Here is a 20,237-nt window from a genome sequence, read left to right as displayed (position 1 = left end):
ATAGAATTTACCAGGTTGAAGCGCTGTCGTCACCCCTGTGGTCGGCAACCGCTTCAAACCGTCCGTTAGCCAACACCTTTATGACTTCAGTACGGCCAATCTGTCCTCTTTCTTTTATAGTATAGCCCATTTTATGAAGTTGCTGCCTGGTTTGAGGCGAGAACTTACTTTCAACAAAAACTTCATCCGGCAGCCATTGATGATGAAATTTAGGTTGATTAACTGCATCATCGGTTGTCATTTTGAAATCGATAATGTTTACGATGGTTTGAAAAACGGATGTAGGAATGGTGGTTCCACCTGGTGTACCAATTACCAGGAAAGGTTTATTATTCTTAAGTACAATGGTGGGCGCCATAGAACTTAACATTCGTTTGCCTGGCTCAATCGCATTAGCTTTACCTCCCACAGCTCCAAAAAGATTGGGCGATCCCGGTTTTGCGCTAAAGTCATCCATTTCATCGTTTAACAAAAAACCTGCGCCGGCTACCACTGTTTTACTGCCGTAATTATTATTTAATGTAGTGGTTACCGATACCGCGTTACCTTGATTGTCTGTTACACTTAAATGAGTGGTTTCTTCACTTTCGTAACCTGGAACAAAACCTTCCACCGTTGTTGTACTATTCCCCGCTTTTCCCGGTTGATAATCCTTCATCCTGTTCCTGAGGTAGGTATTATCGGATAATTCGGCTACCGGTACCTTGTAAAAGTCAGCATCGCCCATGTATTTTGCCCTGTCCGCATATGCCCTGCGCTCTGCTTCTATCATCAACTGAACCGAAGCGCCGGTTTGAAAACCCATTTTCCCGATAGGATAGGGTTCTATCATTTTCAACATCTGGGTAAGTAATAACCCGCCGCTACTGGGCATGGGCATCCCGATAATATGGTAACCCCTGTAATTAAAATGTTTTGCCTCTCTAAACTTAGCTTTGTAATTTTTCAGATCTTCCAGGCTAATCAATCCATTGCCTCGTTTCATTTCTTCCACTATTAATTGCGCTGTTGTTCCTTCATAGAAACCTTTTACACCGTTACTCTTTATACGTTTCAAAGTTTTAGCCAGGTCTTTTTGTACCAAAGTATCTCCTTTTTTCCAGCCGGCTGGCTTAACCAAAACAGGTATTTGAGTATTATATTTTTCAAAAGCCTCTCTGGAATGATTCAGCGCCCTGGCCTCGGCTTCAGTAATAAGAAAACCTTTTTCAGCAAGGTCAATCGCTGGTTGTATTAATACCTGCATAGGCAGTTTGGCAAACCGGTGCGACGCAAAAAGTCCTGCCACCGTGCCTGGCACGCCGGCCGATAAATGCCCGTAAAGGCTTTTTTCACTAACAGGGTTTCCGTCCGCATCTAAATACATGTCTCTCGACGCTCCTGCAGGAGCCGTTTCGCGATAATCCAGTGCAACAGGCTTCTTGTTTTTTAAAGATGCTACCATAAAACCGCCGCCCCCGATATTGCCGGCTCCGGGATATACGACAGCCAATGCCCATTGGGCAGCGATAGCAGCATCAACAGCATTGCCGCCTTTTTTCAGCATTAATAAACCTGCCTGGCTGGCCAGCGGGTGCGCCGAAACTACAGCCCCGTTTTTACCCGTACTTTTCTTGACGCTTGAATATTGGAATGCAGTGATCTGTGCCTGAATGGAAAAACCGGCGGCTAGCAACAATAAAAGCAGATGGGCACGCATCATATTTTTTTAAGAAAGATAGTAAGAATCACGCATAAAATCTTTCCATAGTTCATGTAAATTAACGCTCAATTATATATGCTTCAATAATTATCCCGCTATCATTAGTTAGTTTTAACAGGTGGCGGCGATACGTATCATTTACCAATAAATACGGTTTTTTAAAAAAGTTTTTGCATTTTTGCATAAACCTGCCTTGATCTAATGAAGATGAACATTTATAACTCCCTGTTGGAAAAGAAGAAGAACGCGCAGAAGTCTTTCGTTGTGCTCATAGATCCGGACGGGGTAACAGCATCTTCCCTCGAAAAACTCATACAATTATCACTCAAAACAAGGGTAGATTACTTTTTTGTTGGCGGTAGTTTGGTTATTTCCAATCACTTAGACGAAGTTATTCAGCAAATAAAAGCGAGTTGCGATATCCCGGTTATTTTATTTCCCGGCAGTCCTTCGCAGGTGAGTAAGTATGCCGATGCACTTTTATACCTCTCTCTTATTTCGGGAAGAAACCCCGAATTACTTATTGGTCAACATGTAGTGTCAGCTCCATTTGTAAAAAAGAGCGGACTGGAAATAATACCTACGGGGTATATTGTAGTAGATGGCGGCGCACCCACCACAGTTTCTTATATCAGTAATGCAGCGCCTATACCATCTGATAAAAACGAAATAGCTATGTGTACGGCGCTGGCAGGCGAGATGCTGGGTATGAAGCTGATTTACATGGATGCAGGTAGTGGTGCAAAAATACCCATCAGTGAAAGCATGATACAGTCGGTAGCCCAAAATGTGGAAGCACCGCTTATTATCGGAGGAGGCATAACCGACCCTGAAAAGGCATACCTGAATTGCAGAGCTGGCGCTGATGTAGTGGTTATAGGTAATGCGATCGAGAAAGATCCTACACTGATTGCTGAAATGAGCCAGGCGATACACGGCTCTTCCATCAAAGTTAACCTGTAATGATCTGATTTTTATTGCAGGTTCGGTTTATATTTTATCTGAAACCGGACCCCGGATCTGTACCCGGAAGGATATAAGACAGCGGGGTAGAACAATTCTTTTGTTTACCTGTTAGTCAGCTATAAATAAAGGAGAATCATCATTATGGAATTGGGAATAGGAATGTTTGGTGACCTGCATATAGATGCCAACGGAAAGCCGCAGTCCGCACAGCAGCGTTTACAGGAAATTATAGAGGAAGTAAAGCTAATGGACCAGGTAGGGCTGGACTTTTACGGGATCGGTGAGCACCATCGCCCGGATTATGCCGTTTCTGCGCCTGAGATAATATTAGCCGCTGCTTCTACGGTTACCAGGAATATTAAACTGGGTAGCGCCGTGTCAGTTTTAAGTTCCTCAGATCCGGTAAAATTATACCAAAGCTTCGCCACTGTTGATCTTTTATCCAATGGCCGTGCCGAGTTAATGGCCGGTCGTGGCAGCTTTATTGAATCATTCCCGCTTTATGGACAGGATCTGGAAGATTATGATGCTTTATTTGACGAGAAGTTAAGATTGTTATTGCAGATCAATCAGCAGAGTCCTATTTCATGGAAAGGAAAATTCCGTCCTGAGTTAAAAGAACAAATCATATTGCCACGTGCCGTAAACGATCGGCTAAAGATATGGGTTGCGGTTGGCGGCACACCCGAATCAGTGGTGCGCGCTGCTACCCTGGGTTTACCCGTAACGTTTGCTATTATTGGAGGAAACCCGGTACAGTTTAAACCCTTATTCGAGTACAATAAAAATATTTACCAGCAATCGGGTCATAACATGGACCAATTTGAAGTGGGAGTGCATGTTCACGCATTTTTTGGGGCCGATAGCAAGGAGATAGGAGAATATTATTACCCGATCTATGCCGCTCAAATGAACCGGATAGGCAGCTCGCGTGGCTGGCCTGCATACCAGCGTGCTCAATTTGATCGAGGCCGTGCTAAAGGCGGGCATTTGATTATTGGTGATATAAATGAATCGGTAGATAAGATACTGGAGCTGCATGATTTGTTCGGATTAACCCGTTTTTCGGCACATATGGACGTGGGGGCTCCTTCGCACGAGCGTATGATGAAGTCTATTGAAGTATTTGGAACTCAAATTGCACCTAAAGTACGAGCGGCGCTGAAGAAATAAGGAATGGGGCATTGCTGGTGACGAATAGGATACGTTATTTCCGAAAATTATACTGGTGGCCAGGTACGACTACCAGGTTGATAAAAAAAAGCCAGTAACGTTTACCTTTGCTAGCTACTCCCGCCATTGCTTATTGATATTCTTACTTCAAATCTCTGGTATCCACTCTTGTTGGTGTATCCTTTCCTGAAACAATAGTCTGCGCACTAATGGCTATGGACTTAATAATTTCTGTCATATTTACTAAATCAAGCGTTTTTACCTCATCACTGGCTTTGTGATAGTTGGGTTCGCTATCCATTTTCGAAGTGGATATGGTATGTGCCGGAACTCCTAGTCTTGCCAGGGTAGCATTATCTGACCGGTAAAATAACTGCTGGTCAGGATAGGGGTCCGGATGAAAAGTAAAGGCGCTGCCTTCTAGGTTTTTCTGGAGAATATCCCCCATATCAGTTTTTTCGTAACCCGTAATATAGGCGGAGTTTTTCCCCCATTTACTGTCCGTGCCAATCATTTCGATGTTAAACATGGCAATTACTTTTTCGGGGGACATTTGTTTGCTGAAATATTGTGATCCGAATCCTCCCACTTCCTCAGCAGTAAATGCCGCGAAAATCAATGATCTTTCGTTATTGTTCTGCGCTTTGTAGTGCCTGGCTAATTCGATTATGGCAGTAATCCCAGACGCATCATCGTTGGCTCCATTGTAAATACTGTCGCCATTTTCAGGTTTGCCAATACCGATATGATCATAATGACCGGAGAAAATTACATATTCGCCCTTTAATTTTTTACCGGGCAGGATGCCCACCACGTTCGCCAGTTTATTTTCTTTTATCGAATGTGTTGCTTTGATCGTTAATTTTTGGGGATCTGTATTTCCCAGGACAAAGACAATATCTGCATCAGTCTTAAAGAAATTTCTTTTTAAGAATACCAATCTTGAAAACCGGTCACTAAAGCTTTCGTCTACCTGGATCAATAAAGACTTGCTACTGCCTGCCAATTCAAATGCCTTAGAGAACAGGTTATCTCCGGCCTTAATGGTTTCCACCTGTACATCGTCGGGCGAGTAGTTGAACTCAGGTTTGGAAGTCAATACTACAATGTTTTTGGGATCTATTTCCTTTCCCGCACTCCTGGCACTAATAGATTGTTGAGTTGCACTTACCATTACGAAAGATTGCAAATAGCTGTTACCCGCCAACGGTTGAGGTCCGGCTTTCTTAAACTCAGAAGCAATAAAATCCGCTGCTTTGTCTATTTCAGGACTATATACCGCACGTCCCTTCATTTCGTCAGAAGCCAGGACGTTGATAGTTTGGGTTACATCCGCAACCTTGATCTGTTGCGCAAAAGCAGTTGCAGAAGTTATTGCAAGCCCTGTTAAGAGCGTTAACGGCATTTTAAATGTCATGTTTAAATAATATTTTACCTAAAATTTAATTTTATTAAAAACTCATCTTTTCCTTGAATTTCACTGTTTGGCGACGGCTTATCTCAATTTTTTCACCACCTCGTAATTCAACTAATAGTCCGTTATTAAAGTAGGCTTCTATTTTTTCCACCATCTGTAGGTTGATGATGTGTTTACGGTTGGCTCTGAAAAAAGTTTTGGGATCCAGTCTTTCCTCCAACGCGTTTAGTGACTTTAAGATAAGAGGCTTGTGCAGGCCAAAAAAGACCTTGGCATAATTGCCCACACTCTCAAAAAGCCGGACTTCATTTAATTTGATAAACCAGCAGCGGTCACCATCTTTTACAAACACCTGGCTGTTTTCGGTGAGCATTTCGTTATTGGAGTAACTTTCTTCCTGCTTATGGTCCCTGCTGTCTGCCACCGTGATTTTTTTGATCGCCGCTTCCAGCCTTTTTTGGTCTATGGGTTTTAGCAGGTAATCGAGGGCGTTCACCTCAAATGCTTTTAATGCATATTCGTCAAACGCGGTTGTAAAAATTACTTTCGGTACCCATTCCAATTCTGTAAGCATCTCAAAGCCTGTTTTGCCAGGCATTTGTATATCCAGGAAAATCAATTCAGGTTGGTGACTTGCAATTTTTTCGATAGCTTCTTCTGCGTTAGAAGCTTCATCTACCACGTCGATATCAGGGAATGATCTTAACATTTTATTGAGCTCAGATCGTGCAAGCCTTTCATCATCAATAATAATTGTTCTCATTTATCGTATATTTTACAAGGTAACCGGAAGCTTTAAAATAGCTGTTACTGTATTGGAAGATGATTGCCTGATTTCAAACAGGGCATTGTTCCCGTACATCAGCTTAAGCCTTTCCTGAATGCTCATTATGCCGAAGCCACCGCCTTCCTGCCGTTCTTTTAATTGTCCCGTATTTTCAACCCTTAAGTCTAGTAGATTATCTACTACAGAGGCGCTCAGCTTTACTAACCCCCCGTTAATTTCATGGCTAATGCCATGTTTTATGGCGTTTTCAACCAGCATTTGCAACATCATGGGAGGTACCGGCTGGTTGGTAGTTTTGTCCTCAATGTCATATTGTATAATTAGCCGGTCTTCAAATCTCATTTGCTCCAGTGCAAGATAATCTTTTATGATATTCAGCTCCTCGGTAAGTGGAACCGTTTCTGATTTATCGATATTGATGCTACTGCGTAATATATTACTTAATTCTGTGATGGCTGTACGGGCCCTTTGAGGATTTTCATCTACCATGGCCCGTATGCCATTCAATGCGTTAAAAATAAAGTGCGGGTTGATGTGCGTTTTTATGGTTTTGAGTTCGAGCTCTTTTATATGCGATTTCAATTTCAGGTTGTCTATCTGCTCCCGCTGCGCCGCACTAACGTAATGATAAATAAAGTATACAGCACTCCAGATAATAAAATAGGAAAACCAGGCGAGTGAATTATTTAAAAATATAAGAATGAGTGACTTATTGGTAATCAAAATCTCACCCTTGCTTAGCAGGCCAAGAGATTTGTAAACAATCATTTCTACAATACCTGCTACGCACGAGGTTAGCAGGGTAAGGGCCAGAAATATCCATATCTGGGTAGACGCCTTTTTAGATAATACTTTCAATTTTAATAATACGATCCGGAGGCCATGGGTCATAAGCAGACCCAAAATGCTGAATCCCGCGGCCCGCTGAATGGTTAAAAGCCTTTCTTCCGGAACGCTCATTTTGTCAAAGGACCAGGCTCCGAATATGTGCCATAAAAAGAAGCACCCCCATCCGAATAACTGCAGGAGCCAGTAATGTTTTTTCCCTATGATCATGTAACAAATCTAAATAAAATAAGTATCGTTATTTTTCTATTTAAGTACTAAAGGTTGGGCACCTGTATAAACGGTAGTACAAATCATTCATAACTCAATCAGCAGGTGCATTCTGATAATTGCATTTAAGACCAGCCTCATCAATAGGTAAAACGGTATAGGGCGAGAGCGATCCTTGCCGTTCCTCTTTTAATACTTGTGTTAAAATGCCTATTTTTGCGCAATAATTTTCCCCAGAATGACTATCACCCCTGGTCCGTTATTACAATCTGTTAATAATCCGGAGGATCTTAAAAAGATCCCGATGGAAAAGCTACATGAATTTTGTGAAGAGCTAAGGCAATTTATTATAGATGTGGTAAGTGTGCATGGAGGGCATTTTGCTGCCAGTTTAGGAGTGGTTGAACTTACCGCCGCCTTACATTATGTATATAATACACCTTACGATCAGTTGGTTTGGGATGTAGGGCATCAGGCTTATGGTCATAAAATTATTACGGGAAGAAAGGACAGTTTTGAAACGAATCGAAAATATGGGGGCTTGAGTGGTTTTCCCAAGAGGGCAGAAAGTGAGTATGATACATTTGGTGTAGGTCATTCGTCCACTTCTATTTCGGCTGCCCTGGGTATGGCAATGGCAGCGAAGTATAAAGGAGAAAAAGATCGCAAAGTGGTTGCCGTTATCGGGGATGGTTCCATGACAGCCGGTATGGCTTTCGAGGCAATGAACCACGCGGGGGTGGCGAATACCGATATGTTGGTCATCTTAAATGATAATGGCATTGGTATTGATCCGAACGTAGGGGCATTAAAAGAATATCTTACCGATATCACCATATCACCCACCTATAATAAGATCAAAGACGACGTTTGGAATGCATTGGGCAAGTTGCCGGTAGGTAAGCGCTTTACGCGTGCTATGGCTCATAAGCTCACCGAAGGCATCAAAGGAATGGTGAGCAGTAGCGCCAATCTGTTTGAAGCGCTGAAGTTGCGTTATTTCGGGCCGATCGACGGGCACAATATCAGCAAGCTGGTAGATACTTTAAATGATTTGAAGGATATTCCGGGTCCTAAATTGCTGCATATTATTACCACCAAAGGAAAAGGATATGCACTGGCTGAAAAAGATCAGACCAAGTGGCATGCTCCGGGCTTATTCGACAAGGTAACCGGGGAGATCTATAAAAAGAAATTTGATACGCCACAACCACCCAAGTATCAGGATGTGTTTGGCAAAACGATTATAGAGCTGGCTAAGAAGAATGATAAGATCTTCGGTGTAACACCAGCCATGCCTTCGGGATCATCATTAAAATATATGATGGAGGAAATGCCCGATCGTGCTTTTGATGTAGGTATCTGTGAGCAACACGCTGCAACTTTGAGCGCTGGCATGGCAACGCAGGGTTTAAGAGTGTACTGTAATATCTACTCCACCTTTATGCAGCGCGCCTACGACCAGGTAGTACATGATATCGCTATACAAAAATTACCGGTAGTCCTTTGCCTTGATCGCGCAGGGCTGGTGGGGGATGATGGTCCAACCCACCATGGTTGCTATGACATTGCTTATTTTCGCTGTATTCCCAATATGATTATCAGCTCGCCTATGAACGAGGCCGAACTGCGGAATATGATGTATACAGCACAATTAGAGTCTACCAACCTTCCGTTTGTGATTCGTTATCCACGCGGCGAAGGTATGATGGCCGAGTGGCAAACACCTATGGAGGCATTGGAAATTGGAAAAGGACGGAAATTAAAGGGCGGACAGGATATAGCGATCCTTTCCTTTGGGCATCCCGGCAATTTTGCTGCGGCTGCTATTCGCAGTGTTAAACAGGAGGGGATCGATCCGGCTCACTATGATATAAGATTTGTAAAACCACTGGATGAGGCTTTATTACACGAAGCTTTATCTACCTATCCAAAAATAATAACAGTTGAAGACGGAACGGTAGTTGGCGGTTTGGGGTCGGCAATACTGGAATTTATGGCAGACCATGGTTATAAAAACGACATCAGAATTTTAGGGATACCTGACAGAATAGTAGAGCATGGCAGTCCTAAAGAGCTGTATCGGGAGTGCGGTTATGATGCAGAAGGCATCGCAACGGCGGTCAGAGAAATGGCTGGCGTTAAGGTGACTGTTTTTTAAACACAGGTTTGCAATTTGATGTTGCCGGTGGTTAACTGCGATCAATGAATAAACCAAAAAAAGACACCAGTGAGAAAATTTTTTTGTTGGCTGATCGGTATTGCTGTATTTCAGGGAGTTCAGGCCCAGCGGTATATCGGTCAGAAGAGTTTTGTGGGAGGGACCCTTGGCTCTTTTACGTATACCGGTTTTTACAGCCAAAATGCATCTTATATTAGTCATACATCTATGTCCGGATCCGTGTTCTATGGGCACCGGTTGATTCTTCCTCATAAATTATACATCCGTGGCGAGTTGATGATGGGCGAGGCCGCTGCGAATAATATAAATGGACAAGAGGAATCGAATGACCCCTTAAAAGGCGGCTTCAGAGGATACATAGCGGAAGCCAGTGCTAAAGTAGAGTATGAATTATTAAATATGCACCGCTATAAGGTTACACCATATATAAACGGTGGCCCGGGCATCTACTATTTATTTGATTACCAACCTCAGCAGGGGGAACCTAAATCTGTTTCTGAAAAATTGGGTTTTGTGGTTCCCGCCGGAGCGGGTATTAAGTACCGGATGACGGATAGAGTAAAAATATTTGCTGAAGGGACTTACCGGTTTTTTGTTAAAAACCTCGATAATTTTCCTGACAAAACAGCTAGTAATCCCAACCACTACTATTCAGTTGCTGTGGGCGCTTCATTCTCTCTTCAGAAATTTAACCGGCTTTGGTAAGTTAATATCAATGGATAAACCTGTCCTGATACTTTTCTTTTCATAAAAAATTATGGAAACTGCAGTTTTTGCGTCAAAGTAAAAATTTGCAATTGATGAAGTACAAATGGTTACTGGCGTTCTGTCTGGCAGCCTGCAGCGTGTTTGCATTTAGTACCCAACAGCATAATAATGGTTTATTGAGGAGGAACTCCATAGTGCCGGGAGAGAAGCCCGCCCAACCTGTAGGGCCTGTGATAGCAGCTCAACACCTGGCTTCCATAAAGAAATTTATAAACCTTAATAAATACAATAACGAGATTTGTTTCCTTATCGACATGTCTTTGCCTTCCGGATCTAAACGATTTTTTATTTATGATCTCAGCAAAGACGCCGCTGTTGATTCAGGTCTGGTAACACATGGCAATTGTTATCAATATTGGCTGGAGGGGCGAAAGTATAGTAATAACATAGGTAGCGGTTGTACCTCTTTGGGAAAGTATAAGATAGGTAAATCTTACTATGGTAAATTTGGATTAGCCTATCAACTACACGGCCTGGATTATACGAACAACAACGCTTTTGAACGTTTTGTTGTAATGCACGCACACGCCTGCGTTCCCGACAAGGAAACAAAAGATGATATTTGCCAAAGTAATGGTTGCCCAACGGTGAGTCCCGCTTTCCTGGGGAAGCTTCAGGCTATTGTAGGTAAATCCTCCAGGCCAGTGCTGCTCTATATTTACGAATAGCAAACGAAGGCCCATTCATCGAAATAAGGACGGAGGAGGAATAAAAAACAAGGACAGCGTATTTTAATGCTCATTTCATATTTATCTTCGCGCCCTATGAGCAATAATAACGGTATTTTGCCTGCTGGCAGGCAGATAGTAGTAAGCGGCGTTCGTCCTACAGGTAATTTACACCTCGGAAACTATTTTGGCGCGTTACGTAATTATGTGAAGATGCAGAATGAATATGACTGCTATTTTTTTATCGCTGATCTGCATTCTCTTACCACCCATCCGGATACCAAAGAGCTGAAAGAAAATGTGCTGCACGTAGCTTCAGAATATATGGCTTGCGGTCTTGATCCGAATAAAGTGGTTTTATATTGCCAGAGTGATTTACCCCAGACGACCGAATTGTATCTTTTTCTAAATATGATGGCTTATAAAGGTGAGCTGGAAAAAACGACCACCTTTAAAGACAAAGTACGTTTACAACCTGAGAATGTGAATGCAGGGTTACTAACTTATCCCGTTTTAATGGCCGCTGATATTATGATTCATCGTGCTCAGCTGGTACCGGTGGGTAAGGACCAGGAGCAACACCTGGAAATGACGCGTACTTTTGCCAACCGGTTTAATCATCGTTACGGTGATGTTTTTCCGGAACCCCGGGCTTTTAATTTTGGCGAGCAACTGCTGAAAGTACCCAGCCTTGACGGAGCGGGTAAAATGAGTAAGAGCGAAAATCAATATGCTACTATTTATCTTTCGGATGATGATGACCTGATCCGTAAAAAGATTATGAAGGCAAAGACTGATTCGGGACCGACAGAGCCTAATAGTTTAAAACCTGATTATATTGAGAATGTTTTTAACCTGATGAAACTGGTAAGTCAGCAGGATATCATTGATAAATTTGAGGCAGACTATGATAATTGCAATATACGCTACGGCGATCTGAAAAAGCAACTGGCTGAAGATATGGTCAACTATATTGCTCCTATCCGGCAGAAGGCTAGGGATATTCGTGCTAATGAAGCCGAGTTGAATATCATTTTGAAAGTGGGTGCGCAAAAAGCAGCTGAAAGTGCTGATAAGACAATTAGCGCCGTGCGGGAGGCCATTGGTCTAAAATATTTTTAGGGCATAGAAAAAAGACTTACTATTGCCGAGTTTTTAAATTCAACCAACGAGCCTGGCTAAGACTTCAGGCACTATACAGCAAAAATGGCCAAGTCGAAATCGAAACCTAAGCATATTGCGATAGCCGGAAACATTGGTGCCGGTAAAACTACGTTAACACAAATGCTGGCCAAGCATTATAAATGGATTCCTCATTTTGAAGATGTAGATCATAATCCGTATCTGATGGATTTTTACGAGGATATGCCCAGGTGGAGTTTCAATTTGCAGATTTACTTCTTACATGGCCGTTTAAAGCAATTACTGGATATACAGGAAGGAACGGAAACAATTATCCAGGATCGTACCATTTACGAGGATGCCAATATTTTTGCGCCTAACCTGCACGAAATGGGCCTCATGAGCAAACGAGACTTCGATAACTATTTCGAGTTTTTCCAGACGCTAAAGAAAATGGTAAAGCCGCCAGACCTCATGATCTACCTGAATGCATCCGTCCCCACACTGGTAGGGCAGATACAGAAAAGAGGGCGTGAATATGAAGAAAATATCCGTTTAGACTACTTGAAAAGACTGAACGAATTTTATAATAAATGGATTGCCGCGTACAAAGAAGGACCATTGCTGGTAATTGATGTTGATAAGAACAAATTTGGCGAAAACGAGGAGCATTTTGGTGATATCATCACTAAAATAGATTCTACGCTCTACGGATTATTTTAAGCATCTCCATAGTCCTTTCCTCTGTTTAGTATTGTAATGGAATCCCAGGCCCCGGGACCCTTCATCACATTGCAACTCCTCTTCTTTTGCTTCCTACATTTTTTATTAACAGAAGTGTTTATTTTTATGCCCTGTTATTCAGGTTGCAAATGTTAAGTTTGTAGCATATTAGTTTTCAATCTTCAATATATACATGAAATACCTACCATTAAATCCTAAATTGTTTATAAACAACAGGGAGCGTTTTGTAAAGAAAATGCAGAAGAATTCTATTGCCATTTTTGTTGCAAACGAAGAAGTGCCGCATAATGCAGATGCTTTGTATAAGTATAAGCCGAATAGTTCTCTCTTTTGGTTAACAGGTATCAGGCAGGAAGATTCCATGTTAATTCTTTTTCCCGATAATCCGGATCCTAAATATAGGGAAGTATTGGTATTGGTTCGTCCCAATGAGCTCAAAGAAAAATGGGATGGTAAACGTTTGAGAGCAGCGGAGGCTACAGCTATCAATGGTATCAAAACCATTGTATGGGCAGATGTTTTACCCGCTTTATTACAGGCATGGATGCACGCTGCAGAAAACGTATACCTTGATTCTAATGAGCATGATCGTAAAGGGTCGTGGCTCGATACGGCTCAAACCCGTTACATCAGGCATATACAGGAGCGTTACCCGCTGCACAATTATTTGCGTGCGGCACGCATCATGCATGAATTGCGGTCAATAAAAACCCAATATGAAGTAGACGTTATTCAAAAGGCAATTGATATTACCGAAAATGCATTTCGCCGTTTATTACAGTTTATTAAGCCAGGTGTTTGGGAGTATGAAATTGAAGCAGAAATTGTTCATTCTTTCCTGAGTCAGCGTGCTACCGGGGAAGGATACAACAGCATCATTGCGAGCGGCGATAATGCGCGTGTATTGCATTATATCTTTAATAATAACCAGTGCAGGGACGGAGAACTGATTTTGATGGACTTTGGCGCTGAATATGGTGGATACAACGCCGATTTAACCCGTACAGTGCCTGTTAATGGTAAATTTACACCACGCCAGAAAGAAATATACAATGCCTGCTTACAGGTTCATCGTTATTGCGCGGGTATATTGAAACCTGGAATTACCATTGGTGAATATCATGAAAAAGCGGGCAATGAATTTACCAAGCAGTACCTGAAGCTGGGCTTACTGACTAAAGCAGATGTAAAGAATGAAGACCCGCAAAACAGGGCATACCGCAAGTATACTTATCATGGCATCTCGCATCACCTGGGTATTGATGTACATGATCTGGGTCCCAATTTTTTTCAGCCTATCAAAGCGGGAATGGTATTTACCATCGAACCCGGCATTTATATCGAAGAAGAACAAATGGGTATTCGTATTGAAAATAACTTCTGGCTTACTAAAAACGGCAATATCGATTTAATGAAGAATATCCCGATTGAAGCAGATGACATTGAAAGATTGATGAAGAAGTAGGTTAATAGCTAATGGTTGATCGTTCATGGTTGAATACAAACTATGAATGATCAGCTATGAACCATGAACTCGTATGAAACAGATCCCCAATTTATTTACATTACTTAACCTGGTATTTGGCTGTATTGCCATCATCTACATTTTCAAACATGATGGATTGATGCTTACTAATGAACCAGGTGCATTTTCAATGGGATTGATAGTAGCCGGGGTGTATATCTTTCTGGCAGCGGTGGTCGATTTCCTGGATGGTTTTGTTGCAAGGTTATTTAAGGCAACTTCCGATATGGGAGCACAACTGGATTCTTTAGCCGATGCCGTGACCTTTGGCGTAGCACCTGGTATGGTCATGTACCGGTTATTGCAATTGGCTTTAACGAAGGCAGCCTGGCCTGCAGACAATATCTGGTACCTGTTACCGGCATTATTAATTCCTTGCTGTGCGGTATGGCGGTTGGCCAAGTTCAATCTTGATAAAGAACAAACATATTACTTTAAAGGAGTTCCCACGCCGGCGGCAGGCTTAACGATTGCATCCCTGCCGTTTATTGTTAATACCACCAATAGCCAGGCAGAAGCATGGCTTTCTAATCCGTATATTTTATACGCAATTATAGGGATGGTGTCGTTTTTAATGGTATCTAATATTCCATTGATAAGTCTCAAATTCAAAAATTTTAGTGTAAAAAGCAATACCGATAAATTTATTTTATTATCGATTGCTATACTGGCCATTATCTTTTTAAAATGGCTGGCAGTACCGGTTATATTTATAGCTTACGTATTGTTGTCTTTAATTTTCAGACCTAATAAAGCTTAGCAATGTTATATCTTGTCCCTACACCTATCGGTAATTTAAAAGATATAACCTTCAGGGCGCTGGAAGTGCTTAAGGAGGTAGACGTGATACTTGCGGAGGACACCCGCACTACCTCACACCTGTTAAATCATTACCAGGTATCCAAACCGCTTACCCCTTACCATCAGCATAACGAGCATAAGATTGTGGAGCACCTGGTGCAGCAATTATCGGCTGGTAAAAAAATGGCTTTGGTAACGGATGCCGGTACGCCGGGCATTTCCGATCCCGCTTTTTTGCTGGTGAGGGCCTGTGTGCAGCATGGCATCGAAGTGCAAAGCCTGCCGGGCGCTACTGCATTTGTGCCGGCGTTGGTTAATAGCGGATTACCCACCAATAGTTTCTGTTTCGAAGGTTTCCTTCCTTTAAAAAAAGGGCGGCATACCCTGCTGGAGAAATTAAAAACGGAAGAGCGTACTATGATATTTTATGAATCGCCCATGCGGCTGGTAAAAACGCTCAATGACCTGGCTGATTATTTTGGTGCTGACAGACAATGCAGCGTAAGCCGGGAGTTGACAAAGATGTTCGAAGAAAATAAACGGGGAACCTTGCTGGAAGTAGCCGGATACTTTTCGCAGAAAACGGTGAAAGGAGAAATTGTACTGGTGGTGGAAGGTTTTAGCGGGAAGCGAATAGAACATAAGCAAGTAGGGGATGGCCAGTAGTAAGTAGGGAAGGTATCAAAATACAGCTTATTCATGTCTCTGCATCTATGTGCGCTCTGCCTGCCCTAGAGAACTTTATTCGGGCGGGTGTGAAATAAAAGCTAGTAGGGAGTAGTAAGCAGGCGAAACATTCGACATTCAGTTTGCTTTTTGCCTCCGTTTTTTTTGTGCGCTCTGCCTGCCCGAAAGAATTCATTCAGGCGGGCGTGAAATAAAAAGCTAGCAGGGCGTGGCGAGCAGGAATTGAAAAAATACTCGTTGTTCAATCCTCTGCATCCTGGTGCTTTATTATTTAAACGGTTAGGAATCCCTTAACATATATTTTATATTTGCGATTTTCGTACTTAAGGATAACGATTATGATCAGAAAACTTGCGACGGTTGTTTTAGCCGGTTTTTGGGGCACAATTACATTTGCTCAACAGGGATATTGGCAGCAGAAAGTAAAGTATGTGATGGATGTTGATATGGATGTGCAATCTAACCAGCTTACGGGTAAGCAGAAGCTCGAATATTGGAATAATTCTCCTGATACATTAAAAAAGGTATTCTATCATTTGTACTGGAATGCTTTTCAGCCGGGAAGTATGATGGATAATCGCAGCCGCCGTCAGGGTGAAATTAGCATCAATGGCAAGCCAGACTGGGATCCCCGGGTAAGAGGGCGTATCGATAGCCTGGCACCCAATGAAATTGGCTACCAAAGGGTAAAGTCCTTGAAAATGAATGGCGTGCCGCAAAAATTTGAGGAGCTGGAGACGATTTTAATGGTACCCCTGACTAAAGCCATTTTGCCAGGACAGAAAGTGGTGCTGGATATGGAGTTTGAAGCCCAGGTACCGCTGCAGATCAGGAGAAGCGGAAGGGATAATCCAACTACAAAAGTTCGGTATTCCATGAGTCAGTGGTACCCGCGTATTTGCGCTTATGATAAAGCAGGCTGGCATCCTACTCCTTATGTCGGCAGGGAGTTTTATGGTCCTTTTGGTGAATTTGAAGTAAATATCTGTATTGACAGAAATTATATATTGGGTGGTACGGGCTATTTAAAAAACGCCAATCAAATTGGTTTTGGTTATGAGTCCCCTGGTGTTACACCTGTGATACCTGCCACTGATAAACTTACCTGGAAGTTTACTGCTTCTAATGTGCACGATTTTATGTGGGCGGCGGACCCTGATTTTATCCATAAAACCAGGCAAATTAAAGACGGTATTACCCTTCATCTGTTATATAAAACAGCTGGTAAAAAAACAGAAGATTGGGAGCAAATTCTAACGCAGGCAGAAAAAGCATATCCTTTCATGGAGAAGCAGTTTGGCGCTTACCCTTACAAGCAGTATTCTTTTATTACGGGCGGTGATGGCGGTATGGAGTATCCTATGGCTACGTTACTGGCCAGTCCGGGCGCCTGGCTGCACGAATGGTTTCACAGCTGGTACCAGGGCGTATTGGCTACCAACGAAAGTCTGTATCCCTGGATGGATGAAGGATTTACTTCCTATGGTGAGAACATTGTGAGCGTTTGGTTAAAGAATGGTAACAGGGATACGGCCAACCTGGGCGACTATAATAGCTATTACAAACTGGCGCGTAGCAATTTTGAGGAACCATTAGCCACGCATGCTGATCACTTCAATACCAATGCCGGATATAGTATCGCCAGCTATTCCAAGGGAGCGGTTTTCCTGGAGCAACTGGGTTATATAGTTGGGGCCACACCGCGTGATAAAATCTTGCTGGATTATTACAATACCTGGAAGTTTAAACATCCGACTGTCGATGACTTTATTCGAATTGCAGAAAAAGTAAGCGATATGAAGCTGGACTGGTACAAAGAGTTCTGGGTTAACAGTATCAAAACTATCGACTATGCAATTGATAATGTTAGGGAGGAAAACGGGAAAATAAATATTCGGCTGCGTAATAAAGGGCTGATACCCATGCCTGTTGATTTGGTGGTTACCAGGGAAGATGGTAAGCAGGAGTTGTATTATATCCCAATGGATCTGATGTATGGTGCGAAGCCGGAAGAAAATGCGACGCCCAGAAAAACCTATCCGGTATGGCGTTGGACTAGTGAAACCTATGTTATTACTACCGACTTAAAAAAAGAGGAAATCGCAACAATTGAGATTGACCCAAGCCAGAGAATGGCGGATGTTAACCGGCAGAACAATAAGCAAAATTTTTAAGCATATCTCTTTATATAAAATTGATATAGGCTGCCGCATTCGGGCTGCCTGTTCATCTCGTCAAACTTGCGATGTAATTACTTTTATAGTCATACAAAAGGCTTTAGTAGCGCTGCATCCGGCGCGGAGTTAGGAGGCTAAGAAGAAATGGTTATCGCCGCAGTTTTCATTCTCTGGATATTGTAACGGCATAAACTCAGCGCTAACAGTGAGGAAGCATTGCAATACAGCTTTACTAAAACTTTACCAGGCCAGTTAGCAGGCATTGGTTTGTGTGTGCTGGCATTGGCGGCATTTCTTTTGAATAAGCGCAGCCGGGTTGTATCGGTGTTCATAATGTCATTGTCAGTAATCATGTTAAATACCGGTTGTACAAAAAATCGAGAGGAAATGAGCCGCAATGGTCAAAAGATTTTTATACGCATTAAACAGATCGATAAAGAGGGTACCATCGATATTCTGAAGTAGTTCAGGCCATAAAAAACTAACTATTTACAAATGATTCGTAAAAGCTGTCTTTTGATAAGGCAGCTTTTCTTTTTGATAGCTGGATTATTCACTAGAAAAGCTGCGAAATATTTCCGTAGCTATACAAAATAATTAACGATAAAAAATTTGGACAATTAAAACTTTATTCTACATTTGTAGAAGTAAATCTATAATTGTAGAATGATTAAGTTGTCCAAATCCGAAGAGCAGTTGATGGAATATATATGGCAGAAGGAAAAAGCTTTTATGAAAGACCTGATTGAAAGCTTTCCTGATCCGAAGCCGGCGAGCACCACTGTAGCCACCCTGTTAAAACGTATGACGGATAAGGGGGTCATTGCCTTTAATCAATATGGAAATTCACGGGAATATTATCCTTTAATAAAAAAGGCCGATTATTTTTCCAATCATGTAAGCGGTATGATCAAAAGTTATTTTGATGATTCTGTGTTACAGTTTGCTTCTTTTTTCACCAGGGAAAGCAATTTGAGCAGATCCCAGTTGGAAGAATTGAAAAAGATCATTGATTCCGAAATCAAAAAAAAGAAATGATATGCTTGTCTATCTTTTAAAAATGATTGCCTGCAGCGCCGCTTTTTACGGGTTGTACCTGCTGTTATTTCGAAATGAAAAGATGTTTGTTTTTAACCGGTTTTATTTACTGGCCTCATTAGTGATATCATTTATTATTCCGGTGGTCAGTTTCACTGTATATACCACTTATAATGTTAGTTATACGGTAGATGGGGCTGAACAGCCGGTAACGGAATTCAATAAATGGATTGATGATGGGATGACTGCTTTGGCTTTCATATCAACGATCGGAAGCGTTATCCTATTGGCAAGATTTATACGAAATCTGGCCTGCCTGAAAAGAAGAGCCAGCAACAGTGAACAGTTACTCGATTTTAAGGGTGCAAAAATTATTCTGCTGCGCGAACCCGTCGTGCCGCATAGTTTTTTGAATAAAATATATTTAAATAGCAACGAATACCGGGAACACCATATAGAAACAGAGGTATTGGAGCATGAGTTGGCTCATGTGCAGCAGAAACATTCCTGGGATATTTTGTTTGTTGAGCTGTTACATGTTTTTTGTTGGTTCAATCCTTTTATCTACTTGTACAAGCGATCTATAAAGATCAATCATGAGCTGCTGGCCGATGCAGCCGTAGTAAAACAGTTGGGTGATGTGCGCAGTTACCAGGTTGTTTTGTTGCAACGGGCTACCGCGCAAAGTTCGTTGGCTTTGGTCAGCAGTTTTAATTTCTTCACCATTAAAAAACGAATGACCATGTTGACAAAAAAAACAAATCCATACCACCGTGGGTTAAGATCAATATCTGTGTTACCCATGCTAGCTATTTTAGTATTTCTATTTGCCGAACGTTCCTATGCACAAAAGGAAACCCCGGAAATTATCATAAATGATGTAAAATCTGAAAAAAGAGACCCAAATGAACTCGAAGGTGTGAAAAGTGTGACTTTATCTGCTAAGGATCGTAAAATAGCTCAAATTAAACTCAACTATGATAATGGACGAATTATTGAAGAAGATGTCTCAACTCCGGAAAAGGCAGAAGCTTTTGAAAAAAAGTATGGAATAGAATTGCCCCCTCCACCGCCGCCCAACCATAAAAAGAAAATGGCAGTACCGGCACAGCCACCTGCTGCGCCACGATCCCCAAATAAAATTAAGTCGATTCCGAGGCCTGCCACATCTTCTTCAAAGCTGTCATTATTAACAAAAATGGCGGAAGAAGAGTTGATGATATTGAGCGCTCAGCAAAACAAGGAGATCTTAAAGCCGGCTATACCTACTAAGAAAGAAGAGCAGCTGATCTCATTCAATCCTCCCGTTATTATAAAAGATAAAGAAGCGCATTCGTCCCCTACTTCCAGTGTTGCAACAACAAAAAAAATAAAACGCTTCGATCCACCTGTAATTGTAAAAGACGATGAAATGCACAAATAGT

At 42.0% G+C, this 20,237-nt stretch carries 18 protein-coding genes; 13 read left to right on the top strand and 5 right to left on the bottom strand.

What is annotated here, in order from left to right; translation table 11 throughout:
- Window positions 1-7: 7 nt before the first annotated feature.
- Window positions 8-1,702, bottom strand: a complete 1,695-nt coding sequence (gene ggt, locus U0035_RS04755) for a gamma-glutamyltransferase (protein ID WP_114788898.1) — start codon at window positions 1,700-1,702, stop codon at window positions 8-10.
- Window positions 1,703-1,903: 201 nt separating this feature from the next.
- Here ggt and U0035_RS04750 point away from each other — a divergent pair, with 201 nt between their 5' ends.
- Both U0035_RS04750 and U0035_RS04745 read left to right on the top strand, forming a co-directional pair.
- A complete protein-coding gene (locus U0035_RS04750) occupies window positions 1,904-2,665 on the top strand; it encodes a phosphoglycerol geranylgeranyltransferase (RefSeq protein WP_114788897.1) in 762 nt (253 codons plus the stop codon).
- Window positions 2,666-2,809: 144 nt separating this feature from the next.
- Window positions 2,810-3,841, top strand: a complete 1,032-nt coding sequence (locus U0035_RS04745) for an LLM class flavin-dependent oxidoreductase (protein WP_114788896.1) — start codon at window positions 2,810-2,812, stop codon at window positions 3,839-3,841.
- A gap of 142 nt (window positions 3,842-3,983) precedes the next feature.
- Here the strand turns inward: U0035_RS04745 and U0035_RS04740 are convergent, their stop codons facing one another.
- Genes U0035_RS04740 through U0035_RS04730 form a run of 3 tightly spaced genes read right to left on the bottom strand, consistent with a single transcriptional unit; the run spans window position 3,984 to window position 7,101 of the window.
- Entirely contained in the window at window positions 3,984-5,258 is a 1,275-nt protein-coding gene (locus tag U0035_RS04740) for a M20/M25/M40 family metallo-hydrolase (RefSeq protein WP_211316316.1), read from the bottom strand.
- 34 nt (window positions 5,259-5,292) lie between these two features.
- Window positions 5,293-6,021 (bottom strand): LytR/AlgR family response regulator transcription factor, encoded by a 729-nt coding sequence (locus U0035_RS04735; protein ID WP_114788895.1) that lies wholly within the window; start codon window positions 6,019-6,021, stop codon window positions 5,293-5,295.
- 12 nt (window positions 6,022-6,033) lie between these two features.
- Window positions 6,034-7,101 carry a sensor histidine kinase gene (locus U0035_RS04730; RefSeq protein ID WP_114788894.1) on the bottom strand — a complete coding sequence of 356 codons (1,068 nt, stop codon included), beginning with the start codon at window positions 7,099-7,101 and terminating at the stop codon, window positions 6,034-6,036.
- Window positions 7,102-7,339: 238 nt separating this feature from the next.
- Between U0035_RS04730 and dxs the strand changes: the two genes are divergently transcribed.
- The 9 genes from dxs (at window position 7,340) to U0035_RS04685 (ending at window position 17,772) form a co-directional block, all read left to right on the top strand.
- Window positions 7,340-9,262, top strand: a complete 1,923-nt coding sequence (dxs, locus tag U0035_RS04725) for a 1-deoxy-D-xylulose-5-phosphate synthase (protein ID WP_114788893.1) — start codon at window positions 7,340-7,342, stop codon at window positions 9,260-9,262.
- Window positions 9,263-9,331: 69 nt separating this feature from the next.
- Entirely contained in the window at window positions 9,332-9,988 is a 657-nt protein-coding gene (locus tag U0035_RS04720) for a DUF6089 family protein (RefSeq protein WP_114788892.1), read from the top strand.
- A 95-nt stretch (window positions 9,989-10,083) separates the two neighbouring features.
- On the top strand, window positions 10,084-10,719 hold the full coding sequence (locus U0035_RS04715) for a murein L,D-transpeptidase catalytic domain-containing protein (RefSeq protein WP_114788891.1): 636 nt from the start codon (window positions 10,084-10,086) through the stop codon (window positions 10,717-10,719).
- A 96-nt stretch (window positions 10,720-10,815) separates the two neighbouring features.
- Window positions 10,816-11,841 (top strand): tryptophan--tRNA ligase, encoded by a 1,026-nt coding sequence (trpS, locus tag U0035_RS04710; protein ID WP_114789671.1) that lies wholly within the window; start codon window positions 10,816-10,818, stop codon window positions 11,839-11,841.
- A gap of 84 nt (window positions 11,842-11,925) precedes the next feature.
- Window positions 11,926-12,564: a deoxynucleoside kinase gene (locus tag U0035_RS04705; RefSeq protein WP_114788890.1), complete on the top strand. Its 639-nt coding sequence runs from the start codon at window positions 11,926-11,928 to the stop codon at window positions 12,562-12,564.
- Window positions 12,565-12,757: 193 nt separating this feature from the next.
- Window positions 12,758-14,050 (top strand): aminopeptidase P family protein, encoded by a 1,293-nt coding sequence (locus U0035_RS04700; RefSeq protein WP_114788889.1) that lies wholly within the window; start codon window positions 12,758-12,760, stop codon window positions 14,048-14,050.
- A gap of 73 nt (window positions 14,051-14,123) precedes the next feature.
- On the top strand, window positions 14,124-14,870 hold the full coding sequence (locus U0035_RS04695) for a CDP-alcohol phosphatidyltransferase family protein (protein ID WP_114788888.1): 747 nt from the start codon (window positions 14,124-14,126) through the stop codon (window positions 14,868-14,870).
- Between the two features lie 2 nt (window positions 14,871-14,872).
- Window positions 14,873-15,577 (top strand): 16S rRNA (cytidine(1402)-2'-O)-methyltransferase, encoded by a 705-nt coding sequence (rsmI, locus tag U0035_RS04690; RefSeq protein ID WP_114788887.1) that lies wholly within the window; start codon window positions 14,873-14,875, stop codon window positions 15,575-15,577.
- A 359-nt stretch (window positions 15,578-15,936) separates the two neighbouring features.
- The gene (locus U0035_RS04685) at window positions 15,937-17,772 is read left to right on the top strand and encodes a M1 family metallopeptidase (protein ID WP_114788886.1); all 1,836 of its coding nucleotides are present in this window, start codon (window positions 15,937-15,939) and stop codon (window positions 17,770-17,772) included.
- 137 nt (window positions 17,773-17,909) lie between these two features.
- Here U0035_RS04685 and U0035_RS04680 read toward each other — a convergent pair whose 3' ends face one another.
- Entirely contained in the window at window positions 17,910-18,107 is a 198-nt protein-coding gene (locus tag U0035_RS04680; protein WP_162817721.1) for a hypothetical protein, read from the bottom strand.
- Between the two features lie 334 nt (window positions 18,108-18,441).
- On the opposite strand from U0035_RS04680, the gene U0035_RS04675 reads away from it, so the two are divergent.
- Together U0035_RS04675 and U0035_RS04670 are read left to right on the top strand one after the other, a co-directional pair.
- On the top strand, window positions 18,442-18,813 hold the full coding sequence (locus U0035_RS04675; protein ID WP_114788884.1) for a BlaI/MecI/CopY family transcriptional regulator: 372 nt from the start codon (window positions 18,442-18,444) through the stop codon (window positions 18,811-18,813).
- 1 nt (window position 18,814) lies between these two features.
- Window positions 18,815-20,236 (top strand): M56 family metallopeptidase, encoded by a 1,422-nt coding sequence (locus tag U0035_RS04670; RefSeq protein WP_114788883.1) that lies wholly within the window; start codon window positions 18,815-18,817, stop codon window positions 20,234-20,236.
- Window position 20,237: the final 1 nt, after the last annotated feature.

Source organism: Niabella yanshanensis, from assembly GCF_034424215.1.
Classification (GTDB): Bacteria; Bacteroidota; Bacteroidia; order Chitinophagales; family Chitinophagaceae; genus Niabella; species Niabella yanshanensis.
Note: the sequence above shows the minus strand (reverse complement) of the source record. Positions and strands in the feature narration are given on the sequence as shown.